The organism is Candidatus Zymogenaceae bacterium (assembly GCA_016931225.1).
Lineage (GTDB): Bacteria > Desulfobacterota > Zymogenia > Zymogenales > Zymogenaceae > JAFGFE01.
Window position 1 is genome coordinate 1 of record JAFGFE010000006.1, and the last position, 16,724, is coordinate 16,724.

General features: G+C 55.4%; 14 protein-coding genes. 4 read left to right on the top strand and 10 right to left on the bottom strand.

Annotation, left to right across the window (positions count from 1 at the left end):
* Window positions 1-86: 86 nt before the first annotated feature.
* The 10 genes from JW885_02095 to JW885_02140 all read right to left on the bottom strand — a co-directional run bounded on the left by JW885_02095 (window position 87) and on the right by JW885_02140 (window position 10,776).
* Entirely contained in the window at window positions 87-1,268 is a 1,182-nt protein-coding gene (locus tag JW885_02095) for a CoA transferase (GenBank protein ID MBN1880940.1), read from the bottom strand.
* Window positions 1,269-1,277: 9 nt separating this feature from the next.
* A complete protein-coding gene (locus JW885_02100; GenBank protein MBN1880941.1) occupies window positions 1,278-1,982 on the bottom strand; it encodes a tyrosine-protein phosphatase in 705 nt (234 codons plus the stop codon).
* A 62-nt stretch (window positions 1,983-2,044) separates the two neighbouring features.
* A complete protein-coding gene (locus JW885_02105) occupies window positions 2,045-3,175 on the bottom strand; it encodes a phosphotransferase (protein MBN1880942.1) in 1,131 nt (376 codons plus the stop codon).
* A complete protein-coding gene (locus JW885_02110; GenBank protein ID MBN1880943.1) occupies window positions 3,172-4,062 on the bottom strand; it encodes a nucleotidyltransferase in 891 nt (296 codons plus the stop codon). Before JW885_02110 ends, JW885_02105 begins: the two co-directional genes overlap by 4 nt.
* A 96-nt stretch (window positions 4,063-4,158) precedes the next feature.
* The gene (locus JW885_02115; protein ID MBN1880944.1) at window positions 4,159-5,016 is read right to left on the bottom strand and encodes a sulfite exporter TauE/SafE family protein; all 858 of its coding nucleotides are present in this window, start codon (window positions 5,014-5,016) and stop codon (window positions 4,159-4,161) included.
* A 147-nt stretch (window positions 5,017-5,163) separates the two neighbouring features.
* Window positions 5,164-5,889 carry a hypothetical protein gene (locus tag JW885_02120; protein MBN1880945.1) on the bottom strand — a complete coding sequence of 242 codons (726 nt, stop codon included), beginning with the start codon at window positions 5,887-5,889 and terminating at the stop codon, window positions 5,164-5,166.
* A 305-nt stretch (window positions 5,890-6,194) separates the two neighbouring features.
* Window positions 6,195-6,731 carry a hypothetical protein gene (locus tag JW885_02125; protein MBN1880946.1) on the bottom strand — a complete coding sequence of 179 codons (537 nt, stop codon included), beginning with the start codon at window positions 6,729-6,731 and terminating at the stop codon, window positions 6,195-6,197.
* Window positions 6,732-6,780: 49 nt separating this feature from the next.
* Window positions 6,781-7,860 carry a hypothetical protein gene (locus JW885_02130; protein ID MBN1880947.1) on the bottom strand — a complete coding sequence of 360 codons (1,080 nt, stop codon included), beginning with the start codon at window positions 7,858-7,860 and terminating at the stop codon, window positions 6,781-6,783.
* A 26-nt stretch (window positions 7,861-7,886) separates the two neighbouring features.
* The gene (locus JW885_02135; protein MBN1880948.1) at window positions 7,887-9,287 is read right to left on the bottom strand and encodes an MFS transporter; all 1,401 of its coding nucleotides are present in this window, start codon (window positions 9,285-9,287) and stop codon (window positions 7,887-7,889) included.
* Between the two features lie 91 nt (window positions 9,288-9,378).
* The gene (locus tag JW885_02140; protein MBN1880949.1) at window positions 9,379-10,776 is read right to left on the bottom strand and encodes an MFS transporter; all 1,398 of its coding nucleotides are present in this window, start codon (window positions 10,774-10,776) and stop codon (window positions 9,379-9,381) included.
* A gap of 321 nt (window positions 10,777-11,097) precedes the next feature.
* On the opposite strand from JW885_02140, the gene JW885_02145 reads away from it, so the two are divergent.
* The 4 genes from JW885_02145 to uvrB all read left to right on the top strand — a co-directional run bounded on the left by JW885_02145 (window position 11,098) and on the right by uvrB (window position 16,643).
* A complete protein-coding gene (locus tag JW885_02145) occupies window positions 11,098-12,555 on the top strand; it encodes a cysteine--tRNA ligase (GenBank protein ID MBN1880950.1) in 1,458 nt (485 codons plus the stop codon).
* Window positions 12,556-12,578: 23 nt separating this feature from the next.
* Window positions 12,579-13,586 carry a carbon-nitrogen hydrolase family protein gene (locus JW885_02150; protein ID MBN1880951.1) on the top strand — a complete coding sequence of 336 codons (1,008 nt, stop codon included), beginning with the start codon at window positions 12,579-12,581 and terminating at the stop codon, window positions 13,584-13,586.
* A 41-nt stretch (window positions 13,587-13,627) separates the two neighbouring features.
* A complete protein-coding gene (locus JW885_02155; GenBank protein ID MBN1880952.1) occupies window positions 13,628-14,407 on the top strand; it encodes an enoyl-CoA hydratase/isomerase family protein in 780 nt (259 codons plus the stop codon).
* Between the two features lie 181 nt (window positions 14,408-14,588).
* The gene (gene uvrB, locus JW885_02160) at window positions 14,589-16,643 is read left to right on the top strand and encodes an excinuclease ABC subunit UvrB (GenBank protein MBN1880953.1); all 2,055 of its coding nucleotides are present in this window, start codon (window positions 14,589-14,591) and stop codon (window positions 16,641-16,643) included.
* Window positions 16,644-16,724: the final 81 nt, after the last annotated feature.

Below are 16,724 nucleotides of genomic sequence, written 5' to 3' on the forward strand. Positions count from 1 at the left end.
ATCCTCCTTCAACTTTTTGAGTTGTTTGCCAGGAGGTATCTGACCACCTTTCTTTTCAACTGTCAAGTCAAGTTAATCTTGTCACATTACAACACCACTCCCTTCTTTTGTAACTCCTCTCTCTTTTTTTCGTCAATCCCGATAAGGGTCAGTATCTCCGTATTGTGCTGCCCCAGCGCCGGCGGTGGCACAATATCCGTTGCGGGGGTTCCCGAAAATTTTAAAGGGAGCCCGATGCCCTTGACCTTCCCCGCGGTGGGATGATCCATTTCTATAATCATGTTCCGCGCCTTGGCGTGGGGGTCGTTTTCGACCTCATCGATCGAAAAGACTCCGTCTGTCATGGACTCTTCACCCCGGAATATCTCGAGCCACTCGTCCCTCGTCTTCGTCAAAAACAGATCAGTCAGATCCTTATGGATCCTGTCTCGCTCCTCACCCTCGGCGTACTGCTTGTCGGTATATTCCGTTCTATCGATCAGCTCGCACACCCGCTTCCAGAATTTATATTCCAACGCCGCCAGGGTGATGTACTTGTCGTCCTTGGTCTGATAGATATTGTAACACACCAACGCTCCCGAGAGGAAGGTGTTTCCCCGCTCCGGGAGGCCGCCGCCGGCAAGGTAATTTGCGTAAATCATCCCGATAAACGGGAGGACGCCGTCAAACATGGATATGTCCACATGCTGGCCCTTGCCGGTACGCTCCCTGGCCGCGAGGGCGGCGAGTATGCCGATGACGGACATAAGGCCGCCGCCGGCGACATCCGCTACCTGGATGCCCGGAATCACCGGGGGGCCGTCCTTGGGACCGATGACATCGCTGATGCCCGCAAGGCCCATATAGTTCATGTCGTGCCCCGGTATCTGGGAGTAGGGTCCCGTCTGTCCGAATCCGGTGATGGAGGCGTATATGATCCTCTCGTTTCTCTTCCTCGCGGTCTCGTACCCCAGGCCCATTGTGTCCATCACGCCGGGTCTGAACTGTTCCACCACCACGTCCGACTTCTCCATCAGCTTCAGAAACAGCTCCTTCCCCTCGTCCGATCTGATATCAATGACGAAACTCTTCTTGTTTCGATTGACGGCGAGGTATCCCGCCCCCTCGTCCTTGATCTTGGGCGGGAAAAAGCGGATATAGTCAGGTGAGTTCTTGTCCTCCACCTTGATGACCTCCGCTCCCATGTCCCCCAGCATCTGCGTTCCAAACGGTCCGGGATAAAGACGCGTAAAATCGACAATGCGTATTCCTTCCAGCGGTCCCCCCATGTTTCCTCCTTATCGGATAAGATTGTTGTGTATGAGATCAATTGTCGTCGTCGGTACATTGAGAATCGATTGCGTGTAGTATCGGATACCGCCGTATTCGTCGAAGTAGTCCACGATATGGCGACCCCACTCCTCCCGCACGTCGGCGCCTGCCTGGTTGGAGAGGAGATAATCACGAACCAGGTCGTCGCCGGAGACCCCCGCCGCCCCCATCAGGAGCATCGCCGCCACCTCCACCTCGTCCGTCCCCTCCCCGTCAAAGAGCAGCATCGGGAGCGCACGTTCATCCGCCGCCAGGAACAACAGTTCCGCAAGGCTGTCCCTCCCCAGCACGATAATCCTCCGATAGAACTCGGCCTTGTCACTGAGTTCATCCTTCTCCATGGGGAGGGAGACCAAACGTATGCCCGACGCCTCGAGGCGACCTGTAAGCGCCTCTGCATCCGGATGGGGGCGAAGGTCCACCACCGTCACCACACCGAGTCCTTCGAGGACGGCGATCCCCGTGTCCGTTATGCCGGTGATGTCGGCCGACCGATAGATCCTCCCCCATGCCAGGGTATCGTCTCCCGCCGGATACCCGCCGATGTCCCGCACGTTTTCGACACCCTCCACCTCTATCCATCGCTCCTCCCCGGCGGGTGCGGACACCGCCGCAGTTACAAGCACCATGCAGCATATCGTGATGAACAGAGCACGCCCGGCATATTTCATGTCATCCTCATATAAAAAAACAGTATCACTCTTCGTTCAATATCGTTTTCTTGCTGGACCCATCATGTGTATCGATGAACGATACTCTCAAGGCCATCCTTGCTCTTTTCCATCAGCTCCACCATGCAAAACTGCGTGCGGGCGCGATCCAGGTTGTGTCCCGGTCGAATGATGTGGAAATAACAATCGCCCATGAGGTAATCGGTCAGGAACCGAAGCCCGGTTTCGAAGGTGATAACGAGGCCCGCCGTCACTAAAAGCCCCTTTTCCCGATCAGTCAGAAAGTCCTCCGCCTCCGAAAGATATCCCGCGACCAGCGCCTCGAACAGCGGCTGCTCCAAGCGTACCTTTTCGAGATCCCGCTCATCCTCCTCCGCGTGTGAGACCGTTGTGCGAACCTGGTCCCCGAAATCAAACAGGACCGACCCGGGCATGACGGTATCCAGGTCAATGACGCATGTTTTCCTCGACGAGTGAGACGCGCCGTTTTGAAAGATGATGTTGTTTATCTTCGTGTCGTTGTGTACGAGCCTTTGGGGTATCTCCCCCAACTCGAGGGGGCGTGTGATTGCATCGCACAGGTCACGGCGCTCACGGCAGAAATCGATCTCAGCAATCACCTCACCGGCCCTCTTGCATACATCACCATGCAGCGCCTCTTCAAAGGCCCGATATCGAGCCGGTGTGTTGTGAAAATCGCGAATCGGCTCATGGAAGCCGGTCGTATCGAGAGATGCGATATCCCGCTGGAATCGTCTGAACGCACAGGCTGCGCTCCGGGCCAGGTCGATCCCCGAAGGACCTGTGGGGACGGCGTTGTGGGTTTTCCCCTCCACTAAGCGGTAGCACCGCCAGAAACCGCCCCGATCGCATACATGGGAGTGATCATCGTCGGTCGTCATGACCAGGGTCAATGACTCCCGTCTCGGGTCCCCTCCCCTGTCCTCGACCCGCCGGGATACCGCCCCGGTCACCTGGAGGATATTGTCCATCAACGCCGCCGGATCGGTAAACACGTCGGTATTGATCCGCTGAAGGATACAGCGTTCCGCATCACGGCCGACGCCGGCTGTGACGATATAGGTATGGTTGATGTGGCCCGTGGCATGGCGGACGATCGACGAGACATCCCCGCCGACGTCAAAACGCCGGGCCACCTTCACCAGGTGCTCTCTGTCTTCGATCTCTTTCATCCCAGCGACTGAGGGTAGATCCCGTCCTTGACCATCTGTGCGATTTTTTCGGTGACGATACGGCGGTCTTCCGGGTGTGTCATGCCGAACCAGACCTCATCCGTTTCAAGCACATCCACCCGGAGCGCCCCCTCCCTGACCAGGTCGCCGATGACCTCGGGTATGAGAAATTCCTCCTTCGGATTCCCCTCGGCGGATGTTACGAAGGATGCAAAGCGATCCTTGAGATACAGAAACAGGTTCGAGTCGAATCCCCAGATATTCATCGAAACCGGCGACGAAGGATCGAAGACCTTCCAGATTCCGTTTTCCTCAACACCGATCTCTCCGCCCCTCAGCTCAATGCCGCCGGTCTCATTAATTCCCGTCAATGCGCCGTCTGCGACCCGACAGACCCCCCGGGTGACCGCCCCGTGGGGACTGACGGTGTTCCTCAGTAGATATCCGACCATGCAGTAGGTCCGCTCGGTGCACCGATCGCTCTTCAGGAAATCATACAGCGTCTGAAAGGCGCTTCGTCCGTAATAGTCATCGGCATTGATCACGCCGAAGGGGCCGTCTATCGCGGAATCGCACACCAGCACCGCGTGCCCGGTCCCCCAGGGTTTTGTCCGTCCCTTGGGGAGATCGGATACGTCCTGGTAAACATACACGAGATCAACGCCCTTCGGGCTGAACGGCGTGATACGCTCTTTGAATTCCTCTTCGAAATCCTGCCGAATGACAAACACCACACGGTCGAATCCGGCAAGATGAGCATCGTAGAGTGAATAGTGAATCAAAAGCTCTCCCGACGGTCCCACGGGATCGAGCTGTTTCAGCCCCCCGTATCGCGATCCCATACCGGCCGCCATGATAACCAATGTCGGTCGTCTTCCCGGACTCATGAATCCTCCATTGTTCCAACAATCCGTGTTTGTTTATATACTCCAATCGACCCGGGAAATCAAGGGAAACCCCCGGTGCGATGCGGTTATCCTGCGCTATTTCACCACCATCACAAAAGCGACGATCACCAGCACGACCAGCAGGACGTTTCGCATTTTATCATGATCGATCATGTGCACCCGGGCGGCGGCCCACCGGGTCACGACGATCCCAGAGATCGCCATCGGAATACCCGCCGTGTAGTTGAAATAGCCGATGGAGCCCGGGAGCAGTGACTCCGCCTCCAGGCCGTAATAGACCTGTGTGAGAAATCCGATGAAGGCCGTCACCATCATGAGACAGGTGGAATGCGCCACGGCCTCCAGGGGGGAGAATTTCAACAGGTACATGGAGGCCGGAAGCATGACGATGGCGCCGCCGATGCCGAAAAAACCGGATAAAAAACCGGACAGGAAACCCGTGATGATGGACAGCACGTAGATACTCACCGGCTGGTCCGCCTCCACGTCGAAGCCTCCGGCGCCTGCGTCGATGCCGTCCGGGTCGTTTTCCTTCTCATCGCGATGAATGCGATACACCAGTAATAAGAGCATTACCGCCAGGAGCTTTTTGAAGACGTCTCCGTTAATGTGGATGGAGAGGGCTCCCCCCACCCACGCGCCCACGACGCCCGCCGACGCAAGGGCAGCGAATATTTTGAAATGGATTGATTTTTTGGCTATGTGTACCAGGGATCCCGAAAGCCCCGAGACGAAGATAAGAAACAGAGACGTCCCCACGGCGGTATGGACGGACGCGTTCAGCGGATATCCGAGCAGAGTGAACGTGTAGATAAGAACCGGCACGGTAATGGAGCCGCCGCCTCCGCCGATAAATCCCGCATTGGCCCCCACAACGGCGCCCACGGCAAGGTAGATCGATATAAGCTTAATGAGAACAATGATGTGATGCATACACAACTACAGGAAATCGCTATCCGGTATCTTTCAAACGTCGCCCCACCACTACCCGCCCGGATATCGACCGATGAACGTCAGAGGATACTCACAGACACACACCCGCCCTCATTGGAAGCTGTGTCTGTGTTCCATGCGTTGTTATTAATGGTAATTCGGCATGAATCGATGACGAAACCTTCTGACCCGCACCGAAAAGTATCGGTGAATCCTGATGTACCAGGGCATGTATTTAGGGAGATTTTCATGCCGCAGGAACCTGCGCCGATGCTTTCTGACATGGTATATATCGGCGTCCGCCAGGATATAAAAAATCGGCCAGGTCAGAAGACGCAAGGGGAAGAAGGGTTGAACCCAGGTGAGCTGAAAGTCGATCACGTATGGACGACCGTCGATCGACGCCAGGAAGTTGTCTGGCTTGTCGGCGTCGACATAGGCGATGCCCCTCTCATGCATTGTCCCGATGATTTCCTCAAGGGTGTCGAAGAAGGTGGAATCCAGGTCCGGCTTATCCAGGAGGTTTACGCTTTCGATGAACTCGATCAGCATGCCGGTCTTTTCGTATCGCCCGATAAATCGGGGCGTAAAACCCGTGTCCGCCATCTTGTCGTACACCTTCTTTTCGTGCCGCACCCAAAAGTATGACAGAAGAAACACCGGCATACCGTACCACCAGTTGGGACGATATATCTTCAACATGGCTTTTTGCCCTTCGGAAGATTCGTAGGAACCGGTGACGGCGAAGAAATCATGCTTGTATTCCCTGGTCTTCTTCCAGAGCGCTCCGTCGACCTCTATTTCATCCGGCATGTCTTTATCGATCAGGGCCAGATGCGCCCCCTTCTTCTGAGGCTCCGTCATGTTTTTCATATATTGTTTCCTCTCTGGTGTCCGCCGTCGACTCTCTCACATCGAATTGTCGATGAGAAAGGCCGCCCCTCCTCTCAGATAACTCGCTGAAACTCGTTCGTGATTTGATCCCGCCGAGCAACAGCTCACGAATGGAAAACGCGCGCCGTGCATCCCCGTCTCTCAGCCGATCCGGCCGTTACAAAAAAAGGGCTATCATTATGTGTCCCGTTTCTCCTCCCGATACACGGAATATGCCGATGTATCCCGGAAACAACGACACACCGCCGGGCGTCGCCGATTCCATTTTAACTCACCGGGATTTTTTAGAACATCGATGACGACGACATGAACTCCATGATGTCCTGTTCCATAATGGTGAGAAATTTGTCCTTGATATCCTGCTCGGACGGGAAATAACCTTTGGCCTTTGCGCTCCCCTCGGTTTTCGTAATTTCCTGAAATGTTCGGGCGTCCGTGAAGAGCGCCGAATAGACGATGAGCGATTCCCCCTTTTTCAGACCGAATGTGATGCGTTTTGCGAGCCGCTCGTTGCGGTCGGAGAGTATCAGTTCGTCGATGGAAACCTTCATGATCATATCCGCCCGCTCGGGCTTCATCGTAACCAGAAATCCGGCCTGAGTGAGGTACTCGGAAAAATTGGCGATCAGACGTTTTTTGTCTTCCACCGTCACCAATAAGACGGGGTCATACGCCACCTCGAGATATACCGACTTGTAGGTGGCAATATTCACGGGCGGTGCTACGTATGCCGGTTTCGGCGTGGACTTGCAGCCGATCACGGTGCACGCCAGTATCATCAGGGCTCCCATACCAATCAATAAAATTTCACATCGTTTCATACAACCATGCTCCTTGTTTTACATACGTGATGGTAGTAGGTGTATCCGATCACCGACCCGGGGTGGCCCCCTCATCCGGCGGTGAGTAGAGGATCAGATACGTGAAGGCGTATTTCCCGGTACCCGGCACCCGATCTATGCAGAAGTCGGCCCGATTCACCTGCCGCCCGAAATAGTCGATCTTCCAGGGTCCGGTTACCACGCAATACCCCGAGACATCGTCCGTGCGATCGGTCAGGGTATCCACTTCGATGATCTGCCAGGCGTCGTCAAACGAATCGGTCAGCCAGGTTTGGCCTGTCAGTGATTCGTCCCCCAGTTTCACCACCCAGTCGGTGTACGCCATCCAGATTTCAAAAATCCCCGGTATCGCCATGTCGGAAAGCGTCTGGAGGTCCCTCCCCTCAAGAGCGGCAATGACCACATCCCGGCACTCCCCCGGGTTTTCAAAAAGCTTGATATCCTTTTCACATGCAATATATGACAGATACGGAACGACCAATTCGTCGACGGTAACCGCCTCAAGCTCCATACGGGCGTCCGGATATGCCTTCGTGAGATAGTCGAACACATCGTGTGCGTCATCATACTTACCCAGGTATACCAGGGCCTCTCCCCGGGTAACCAGTGCGGTCAGGATCAACTCCAAAAGCAGAGGGCTGTTCTCGATCTGCTGGCGGGAGAAATTCGCCTCGATGTCGGAAACGATCCCTTCGGCCGTTCGGGCGGCGTTTTTGAACGATTCCTCCTCGATATCTTCGTATACACTGTTTATCCGATCGAAGTACGACGGAACTTCCACCAGCGACTTCCTCGCCTCCTTATCGTCAAGGAGGAGATACGTACCGAATATCCATCCCTCGACGCCCCGATACCTGATGAAATACCAGTGATCGGTTACCCCGTCGATCGTCTCCGGTTCCTCCAGGCGATTGAGGATGCACACCGCCTCCTTCATCTCACCGTTGCCGTCGATGGTGACGACGGTCCCGGCGTGCATCGTTGGCCTGGAGAATACGCGCACCTCTTCACCGATAATCACGGCATATTCCGTCTCGAATCCCCGGGCGGACATCCCCCCAAGCAGAACGGCGCATGCGATCACACCGGCGATAAACAGTCGCATCATGTACGTATTTCCTCTTGCCCCGAACACTATTTCTCCACTATCACCTCGGCCCGGTGTTTTTCCACAACCGCCAGCACGTCCTTTTCGGGATAGAGAATATAGAGGATGGCACCGATGAGGCACACAACACCCACAACCAAACCGGACAGCTTGACGCCGAGGGGATTCGCGATATCCTTGCCGAAGGTGGCAAAGAGATAGCCGAGGATGAGCGTGGAGATGCCGAGGTTTATCTTCTGGAACAGTCCCTGAGCGCCGAAATACATACCCTCCCGCTTGCTTCCGGTGGTAATGGCGTCATACTCGGCCAGGTCGGAAATCATGGCGTTGGGTATCGCAAGAAGCGCCGACACCGGAATGCCGACAAAGGCAAAAATGATATACGCCTGTACCATCGGGTCCAGGATGAGCACGTCGGTTCCCAGGTAGTAGGTCAACGGGGCGAAAACGGCGAAAATCAGGGTGGATACCACCATAATGGTTTTTTTTGAGATGAATCGGTTCAAAAAGCTCAGAATCGGGAAGAATATCAGCGCCGTTCCGAAAACGGCCCCGAACACCACCGTGGCGAAGGATTCCGGCTTTTTTAAAAGCACCGTCACGTAGTAGGTTGCGGCCTGAGATATAATGTTGAGGGCGAACCAGAGGCAGATTGTGGCGAAAAGGTAGATCAAAAACGGCTTGTTTTTCAACGTGAGCTTCAGTGAGTCGATCAGGCCGATTTCCGACGGCGCGGAGTCACAGTATCGCTTCTCGTTGATGGGGATGACCGCGATGTAACAAAAAACAAGTCCGATGACGGCGAGGATGCCGATCGTCACCTGGAGCGCCGTGCTCTTGTCCATGCCGGTGGTTTTCTCTAAAAATCCCCATAGAGCATACCCCCCGATCATCACGATAATTACGCCGACCAGGGCGAAGGCCGCCTGCAGAAGGGTCAGGTTGACCCGCTCCGTATCGTTATGGGTCAGTTCCGGAATCAGCGCAAGCCACGGACCCACGTAAAATGTGAAGAAAAACAACAGCACGCCGAGCCAGAATCCCATCCAGACAGCGTTGGCGACGCTGGCATAGGGGACGGGCGGCAAAAAGAGAATAACCGATGAGGCCATCAGGGGGAGTCCCCCGAAAATTAGGAAAAACCGCCGACGGCCCAGGGGGGATTTACTCCGGTCGCTCCAGTTTGAGATAATCGGATCGGCGATTGAATCCACAATACGCCCAAAAAGCGTCATCACCCCGACGACGGTCAGCACGCCGAAAAAGGTCTTGTTGGATATCAGCTCGGGCATCCCGGACTCCGCCGGGGGAAGGAAAAAATAGAGCATGAACACCACCCAGATGCGATCCGCGATGGTGAAGCCGATATTACCGCTGGCATAGAGCAACTTACCCCACAGTGGGAATTTCTCAACTCGTGTCGCCATGTTCCGCTCCTTTTTGAAAAAGCGTATCAGCAGTTAGTCATTTCACAGCCGCTTTCACACTCACCATGAGAAAACAATAGGCTCACTCTGCTCAAAATACGATCCCACCCGCCCGTCGGTTCTCCTCCAATACCCCCAGCACCTCCTGTTCGGGATATATGGAGAACAGGATAATCCCGAAAATGCACACGATACCCACCACCGGGCCGGTCAGCTGAATACCCATGGATTGCGCCGCGTCCTTGCCGAACTCGGTCAACAAAAAACCGAGGACCAGGGTGGAAAGTCCGAGATTCACCTTGTGGAGCAATCCCTGGGCGCCGAAATACATCGCCTCCCTGTTTGTGCCGGTTTTAATCGAGTCATATTCGGCGATATCCGCGAGTATGGCGTTCGGGAGCAGCAACAGGGCGGCCACAGGGATGCCGAACAAACCAAATAAAACCAGTGCTTGAGTGGTCTTCGGCACCGGGATGGCGTCCGATCCCAGAAAGTAGAGCGTAAATCCGCATATGAGAAAAAGTATCAGGCCCGTGATCATGATATGTTTTTTGAGCATCTTCCGTGAGAGGAGGTTGAGAATCGGGAAAAAGACGAATGCAACCCCCATAACCATTCCGTACGCCGCGCTCGTAAAGGATTCGGGTTTTCCCAGAAGCACGGTCACATAGTAGATCGTCGACTGGAAAACGATATTGAACGCAAACCAGAGGCAAATCGTCCCGAACAAGTACGGCATAAAGGGCTTGTTGGCAAAAGTCAGCTTGAGGGATTCGATGAGCCCTATTTTTGATGGAGTGGAGATTGTGTATCGCTCCTCATCGAGAGTGATGAGGGGAAGGTATAACGCAACCAAAGCGATCAATCCAAAGACGAGGATCGTCACCTGGAGTGCTCGGCCCTTATCCATGCCCCATCCCTCAAACAGGTCCCACAGGGCGAATCCGCCGATCATCACAATCACCAGGGCGATCATTCTAAATCCCGCCTGCATGGATGCGATGTTGATCCGCTCGTTTTTTGTGTGAGACAGCTCCGGCAGCAACGCACACCACGGCACCACGTAGATGGTGAGGAAAAATAGGAGCAGACTCAGGATAACGATCATCCAGACGGCGTTCAGCGTTCCCGCCTCGGGCGACGGTGGAAAAAACAGCATCACCAACAACACGACCAGGGGGAGGCCTCCGTAGAGCAAAAACATTTTCCGCCTGCCCAGGGGGGATTCGTTTCCGTCGCTCCATGAAGCCACGAGGGGATTCGCCGCCGCATCCACCACTCGGGCGAGAATCGTCGCGAGTCCGATCACCGTGAGAAATCCCAGGAATGTCCGGTTGGATATCAGCTCCGTCATTCCGGACTCCGCCGGGGGGAGATAGAAATAGAGCATGAAGGTAATCCAAATTCGATCAACCATGGTCCAACCCAAATTGCCGCTGGCATAGAGCAGTTGACCCTTCAGTGGAAATGTCTCCGGCCGATTATTCATAGCGCTTCCCCGCTCCCCGTCTATTGATTCAACTTTCCCGCCGGTTCGGCGCCGAACCGCTCCGACCGGATCTCTCAATTATCATAGCATCATAAGAAGGTAAACCAAACCCTCGCCGTTGTCAAGGCCAATTCTTCCGCACACCGGATGAGTAAACAAACATACCCCCCCCAAGACATATATAAGAGTGAAGAAAGTACAGGCGACGCGCATACCGGAAAATAGATGCGGCCGTTCGTCATACACGGAGGACAATATCTTGACCGCGTTCCTGAATTGTGTTATGAATGCTCACAATTCCATCCATGTACGGAAAAGACCATGACACTCACCATCTACAATACCCTGACCGGGAAGAAAGAATCATTCGAACCGCTTGAGCCGAAGAGGATCAGGATGTACAAATGCGGGATCACCGCCTACGACTTCTCACACATCGGCCATGCCCGATCGGAAGTGGTGTTCGACGTGGTGTACCGCTATCTGAAGTATAAACAGTTCGACGTCACCTACGTGCGCAATTTCACCGACATAGATGATAAAATCATCAATCGGGCAAGCGAATCGGGAATATCCACTAAAGAATTGTCCGAGCGATTCATCGAAGAATACCATCGGGATATGGACGCCCTGGGGCTTCTCAGACCCGACCACGAGCCGAAAGCCACCGAGTCCATTCACTGGATGATCGATCTCATCACGAAGCTTATGGAGAAGGGATATGCCTATCAGGCGGGAAACGACGTGATGTATTCGGTAAAAAAATTCACGGAATACGGGAAGCTCTCCGGGAGAAACCTGGACGACATGATTGCCGGCGCGCGAATCGACGTGGACGAGAAAAAGGAAAACCCGCTTGATTTCGTGCTCTGGAAAGGGGTCAAACCGGGCGAGCCGTCGTGGGACAGCCCCTGGGGTGCGGGAAGGCCGGGCTGGCACATCGAATGCTCCGCCATGAGCAGCGGCATCCTGGGCGAGACGATCGATATCCACGGCGGTGGAAAGGACCTGGTATTCCCTCACCATGAAAACGAGATCGCCCAGTCCGAGGCCGCCAGCGGAAAACCCTTCGTCCGCTACTGGATGCACAACGGCTTTGTGAACATAGACCAGGAAAAAATGAGCAAATCCCTGGGCAATTTCAAGACGATTCGGGATATCCTTGAGCGTTATCACCCGGAAGTGCTTCGTTTTTTCCTGATATCAAGCCACTACCGAAGCCCCATCGACTTCTCCGACAAGAACCTTCACGACGCCCAGGAGGCCCTGGATCGTCTGTACGCCATGAAGGAGCGGATACTATCGATCTTCGAAGGCGACACGAACGGCGGCGACGGCATCCCTGAGGAGTTGACCCAAGCGCCTGCGCAGTTCATCGAGGAGTTCACCGAATCGATGGACGACGACTTCAACACCGCACGGTCACTGGGTAGGCTTTTCGATCTCGTCCATATCCTCAATCGTCTGCTTGACGAACTGCCGAACCCGGGGGCGGAGGCAAAGGAGGCCCTGAAAAACGCCTGGGAGCTCATACAACCGGCCCTCGACGTCTTCGGAATCCTCGATAGAGCCCCGGCCCAATACTTCGATGAGGTGAAAGGCCGGAAGCTTTCGGACATGGATATCGATGCCGGCGAAATAGAAAAGCTCATCCAGCAGAGGGCCGATGCGAGGTTCCAAAAGGACTTCGCCACGGCGGACCGGATCAGGGATGAGCTTACCGAGCGTGGCATCATCCTGGAAGACGGCCCCGACGGGACGACCTGGAAGGCGAAATGAGGAACCAATAGAGGCGGCGCGACATGCCCGAGAAGAAAAAAGACATCGGCACTGCAACGTCAACTCGCGGGAAAAAGCTGCTCGTGGCGGCGGTGCAGATGGAGTCCGTGAACGACTCGATTCACACAAACCTCTCCCGTGCCGCCCATTTCGTGGAGGACGCCGCCAGCCTGGGTGCACGGCTCATCCTCCTGCCGGAGTTTTTCTCCACCGGATACTCGTACACCCCGGACATCTGGTACTCCGCCGAGACCATCGACGGCCCCACCGTCAGATGGCTTAAGCAACGATCGAGTGATTTGTCGGTGTGGATCGGCGGCTGTTTCCTGGAGGCGGACGGCCGCCACTTCTACAACACATTCGTTCTGACCGACCCCGACGGGAACGTGGCGGGCACGGTCAGAAAACAAACGCCCGCGTCTTTCGAAAACCACTTCTTCCGGGGTGTGCGTAATGATCACGTGATCGAGACGGACCTGGGAATCGTTGGTGTGGGAATCTGCTATGAGAATCAACGCTCATTCACACTAAAGGACCTCTTTTCACAGAAGGCGGATATCGTCCTCATGCCCCACTCAGCGCCGATCAGCTCCGTGGGGCTTTTCACGCCTCATGGAACGGTGAATCGGAGCATCGATGATATGAAGCGTCTGCCCGCCCATTACGCCCGGGCTCTGGGAGTCCCGGTGGTTTACTGCAACAAGCGGGGAATCTTTTCCTCCCGGCTTCCCTGGACCTTCGGCATGCGGGAGACGTCGCGCTTTCCGGGCCTTTCCGCCATCGCCGATTCCGATGGCGTCGTTATTGAACAGATGGCCGACGGCGAGGGGATCATCATCGGCGAGGTGATCCTGGACCCGAGCCTGAAGTCGAAAACGCCGCCGAAGACGGGACGTATCTGGATTTTCCGTCCGTACCTCCTCTTGTTTCTGATTGAGCTGACCGGCTGTCTCGGTCGCATTCGGTACGCATTGAGCGTCCGCCGCAAGAGGCTCGCACGGCGTGTTTCAGGATTGAACAAAAAAGGATAACCGTGTAATCACTTCATACCGCACCGAAGAAAGGCACACAGATGAACTATCGATATGTGATCAGCGAAACCCGGGGGCCGGTCGGCTGGCTCATCTTCAATCGCCCCGAACTTCTCAACGCCCTGTGCACGAAAATGGCCGAAGAGGCCATCAGCGTGTTGACCTCACATCTCGAGGACGACACGGTCAAGGTGATCGTCATTACCGGCGAGGGGAAGGCCTTCACCGCCGGTGCCGATGTATTGGAGGTCTCGGGTGACCCAAACCCGAGAAAGCGCATCGAAATCCTCGCCACCATCGCCCACCGGGCCATCGCAGAGATTAGACAATCTCCCAAACCGGTCATCGCGGCCGTCAACCGCCAGGCCGCCGGATACGGCGCGGCCCTTGCCTTGGCGTGCGACATTCGCGTTGCCACACAACGGGTAAAGCTCAGATACGCATATTCCAGCATCGGCCTGACCGGCGACGGCGGGATAAACTTCAGCCTGCCGAGGATGGTCGGCCTTTCCCGTGCGCTGGAGGCGGCGCTGCTGGCCGATGATCTGACGGAAGACGATCTTGTTCGGGCGGGACTGGTGACCCGGTTCTTTCCCGAGGAGACGTTTCGCGAGGAGACCCAGAAGGCGGCCGAACAGGTGGCGAGGATTCCGGTGTCGGTCTCGGGCGCGATCAAGCGGATGATGTACGGCTCATTCGGAACGGATCTCCTCGTTCACCTGGCCACCGAACACGCCCACTTGGCGGAAGCCGCCTCCCGGCCGGAATTCATGGAAATGCTCTCACACCTTCTGTCGTCATTCCAGGCGAAAACCACATAGCATCATCGGAAAGCTCTTTTTTTATCCGGCTTTCGATTGGCCGATTTCTCTCAAACGGCGATATCTCTCCGGTATCGCCGTTTGTTTTTCGTTTCCCATATTGTGATTCATCGATGTCTTGCCAACCCGTATCAATCTGGTATAATGTTAATTTGCCTTCCATAAATTACGTAGGGGATTCATGTCCACCGGCGCCACACGAAACAGACGAAATCGGGGCGACCATGTTTTTGACATGGTCACGGAATTCATGCCCAAGGGGGACCAGCCCAGGGCCATCGACGAACTGACCAACGGACTCATCAGGGGAGACAAGCACCAGGTACTGCTGGGCGTGACCGGCTCGGGAAAAACCTTTTCCATAGCCAACGTCATTAAAAACGTCGGCCGTCCCTCACTGATCATCGCCCCAAATAAGACCCTGGCGGCCCAGCTCTACGCCGAATTCAAGGAACTCTTTCCCCACAACGCCGTGGAGTATTTTGTCAGCTATTACGACTACTACCAGCCCGAAGCGTACATCCCCCGTACCGACACGTTCATCGAAAAAGACACTTCCATCAACGAGGAGATCGACAAGCTTCGTCACTCCGCCACCCACTCGCTCTTGGCCCGGGACGATGTCATCATCGTGGCATCGGTATCGTGCATCTACGGCCTGGGATCTCCCGATACATACGCCGGCATGGTCATTCCGATCATCGCGGGCGAGGTGCTCTTCCGGGACGACCTGCTGCTCCGGCTGGTGGAGAGCCAATACGATCGAAACGACATCGATTTCTCCCGGGGAACGTTTCGCGTCCGGGGGGATACGGTGGAGATATTCCCCACCTACGAGGACGACCGGGCGATTCGCGTGGAATACTGGGGGGATGTGGTGGAGACGATCAAGTATATCGATCCGCTCAGGGGGACGGTTCTGGAGGAGCTTGGTGAAGTGTATCTCTATCCGGGCAGTCACTACGTAACGCCCCGAGAGCGGCTTTTGGTCGCCATAGAAAACATCAAGACCGAGCTTGTGGATCGCATTCAATTCTTTCGCGACTCCAACAAGCTGGTGGAGGCCCAGCGGATTGAAGAGCGAACCGGGTTCGACCTCGAGATGCTCCGGGAAATGGGATACTGCCAGGGCATCGAGAACTACTCGAGACTTCTCACCGGCAGAAATCCGGGGGACCCCCCGCCGGTCCTCTTGGATTATTTTCCCGACGACTGGCTCCTCATCATCGACGAATCTCACATCACCGTGCCGCAGATAGGCGGCATGTATCGGGGGGATCGCTCCCGCAAGACTACGCTGGTCGAATACGGATTTCGCCTTCCCTCCGCCCTGGACAACCGCCCACTCAGCTTCGAGGAATTTGAGGGGATGACCAACCAGGTCGTCTACGTCTCGGCGACGCCCGCGGACTTTGAGATGGAAAAGACCGGCGGCGTGGTCGTGGAGCAGATCATTCGACCCACGGGACTGAAGGATCCGGTTATCGACATCAGACCGGCGATGCACCAGGTGGACACCCTGCACGACCTGATCCGGGAGCGTGTGGATCGCGGGGAACGGGTGCTTGTGACCACCCTGACCAAGCGCATGGCCGAGGAGTTGACGACCTATTACCAAGAGCTGGGAATCAAGACGAGGTATCTCCACTCGGAGGTGGAGACTTTAGAAAGAATGGAAATCATCAGGGATTTACGCCTGGGAAGCTTTGACGTTCTGGTAGGCATCAACCTTTTGCGGGAGGGTCTGGACATACCGGAAGTATCACTGGTGGCGATCCTTGATGCGGACAAGGAGGGCTTCCTGCGCTCCACCCGGTCGTTGATCCAAACCAGCGGTCGCACGGCCCGAAACGTCAACGGCACGGTCATCCTCTTCGCCGACAAGATCACCGACTCCATGCAGGCGGCCATCGACGAGACGACCCGTCGCCGATCCATCCAGGAGGCATACAACACAGAACACCACATTACCCCGGAATCGATTCAGAAGGGTATCAGCAACGTCCTTCACTCCATATATGAAAGAGATTACGTGACCGTCCCAGCCCAAATCGCCGAAGGCAAGGAGGGAGAGGAGATCCTTTTCAAATCCCCTGCGGAGGTCAAGCGGTATATCCAAAAGCTCAAGACCAGGATGCGACAGGCCGCCCGCGACCTCGATTTCGAAACTGCGGCGATACTCAGGGACAAGGTCCTGGAAATCGAACGCCGGGAACTTGGAGTGTATCGACAGTAATGTACATTACCGTCACGAAAACCGGGACCCAATGATTCCAACACGCACGCCGTTCGTGACGTGGGCCTTTTAAAAAAACGA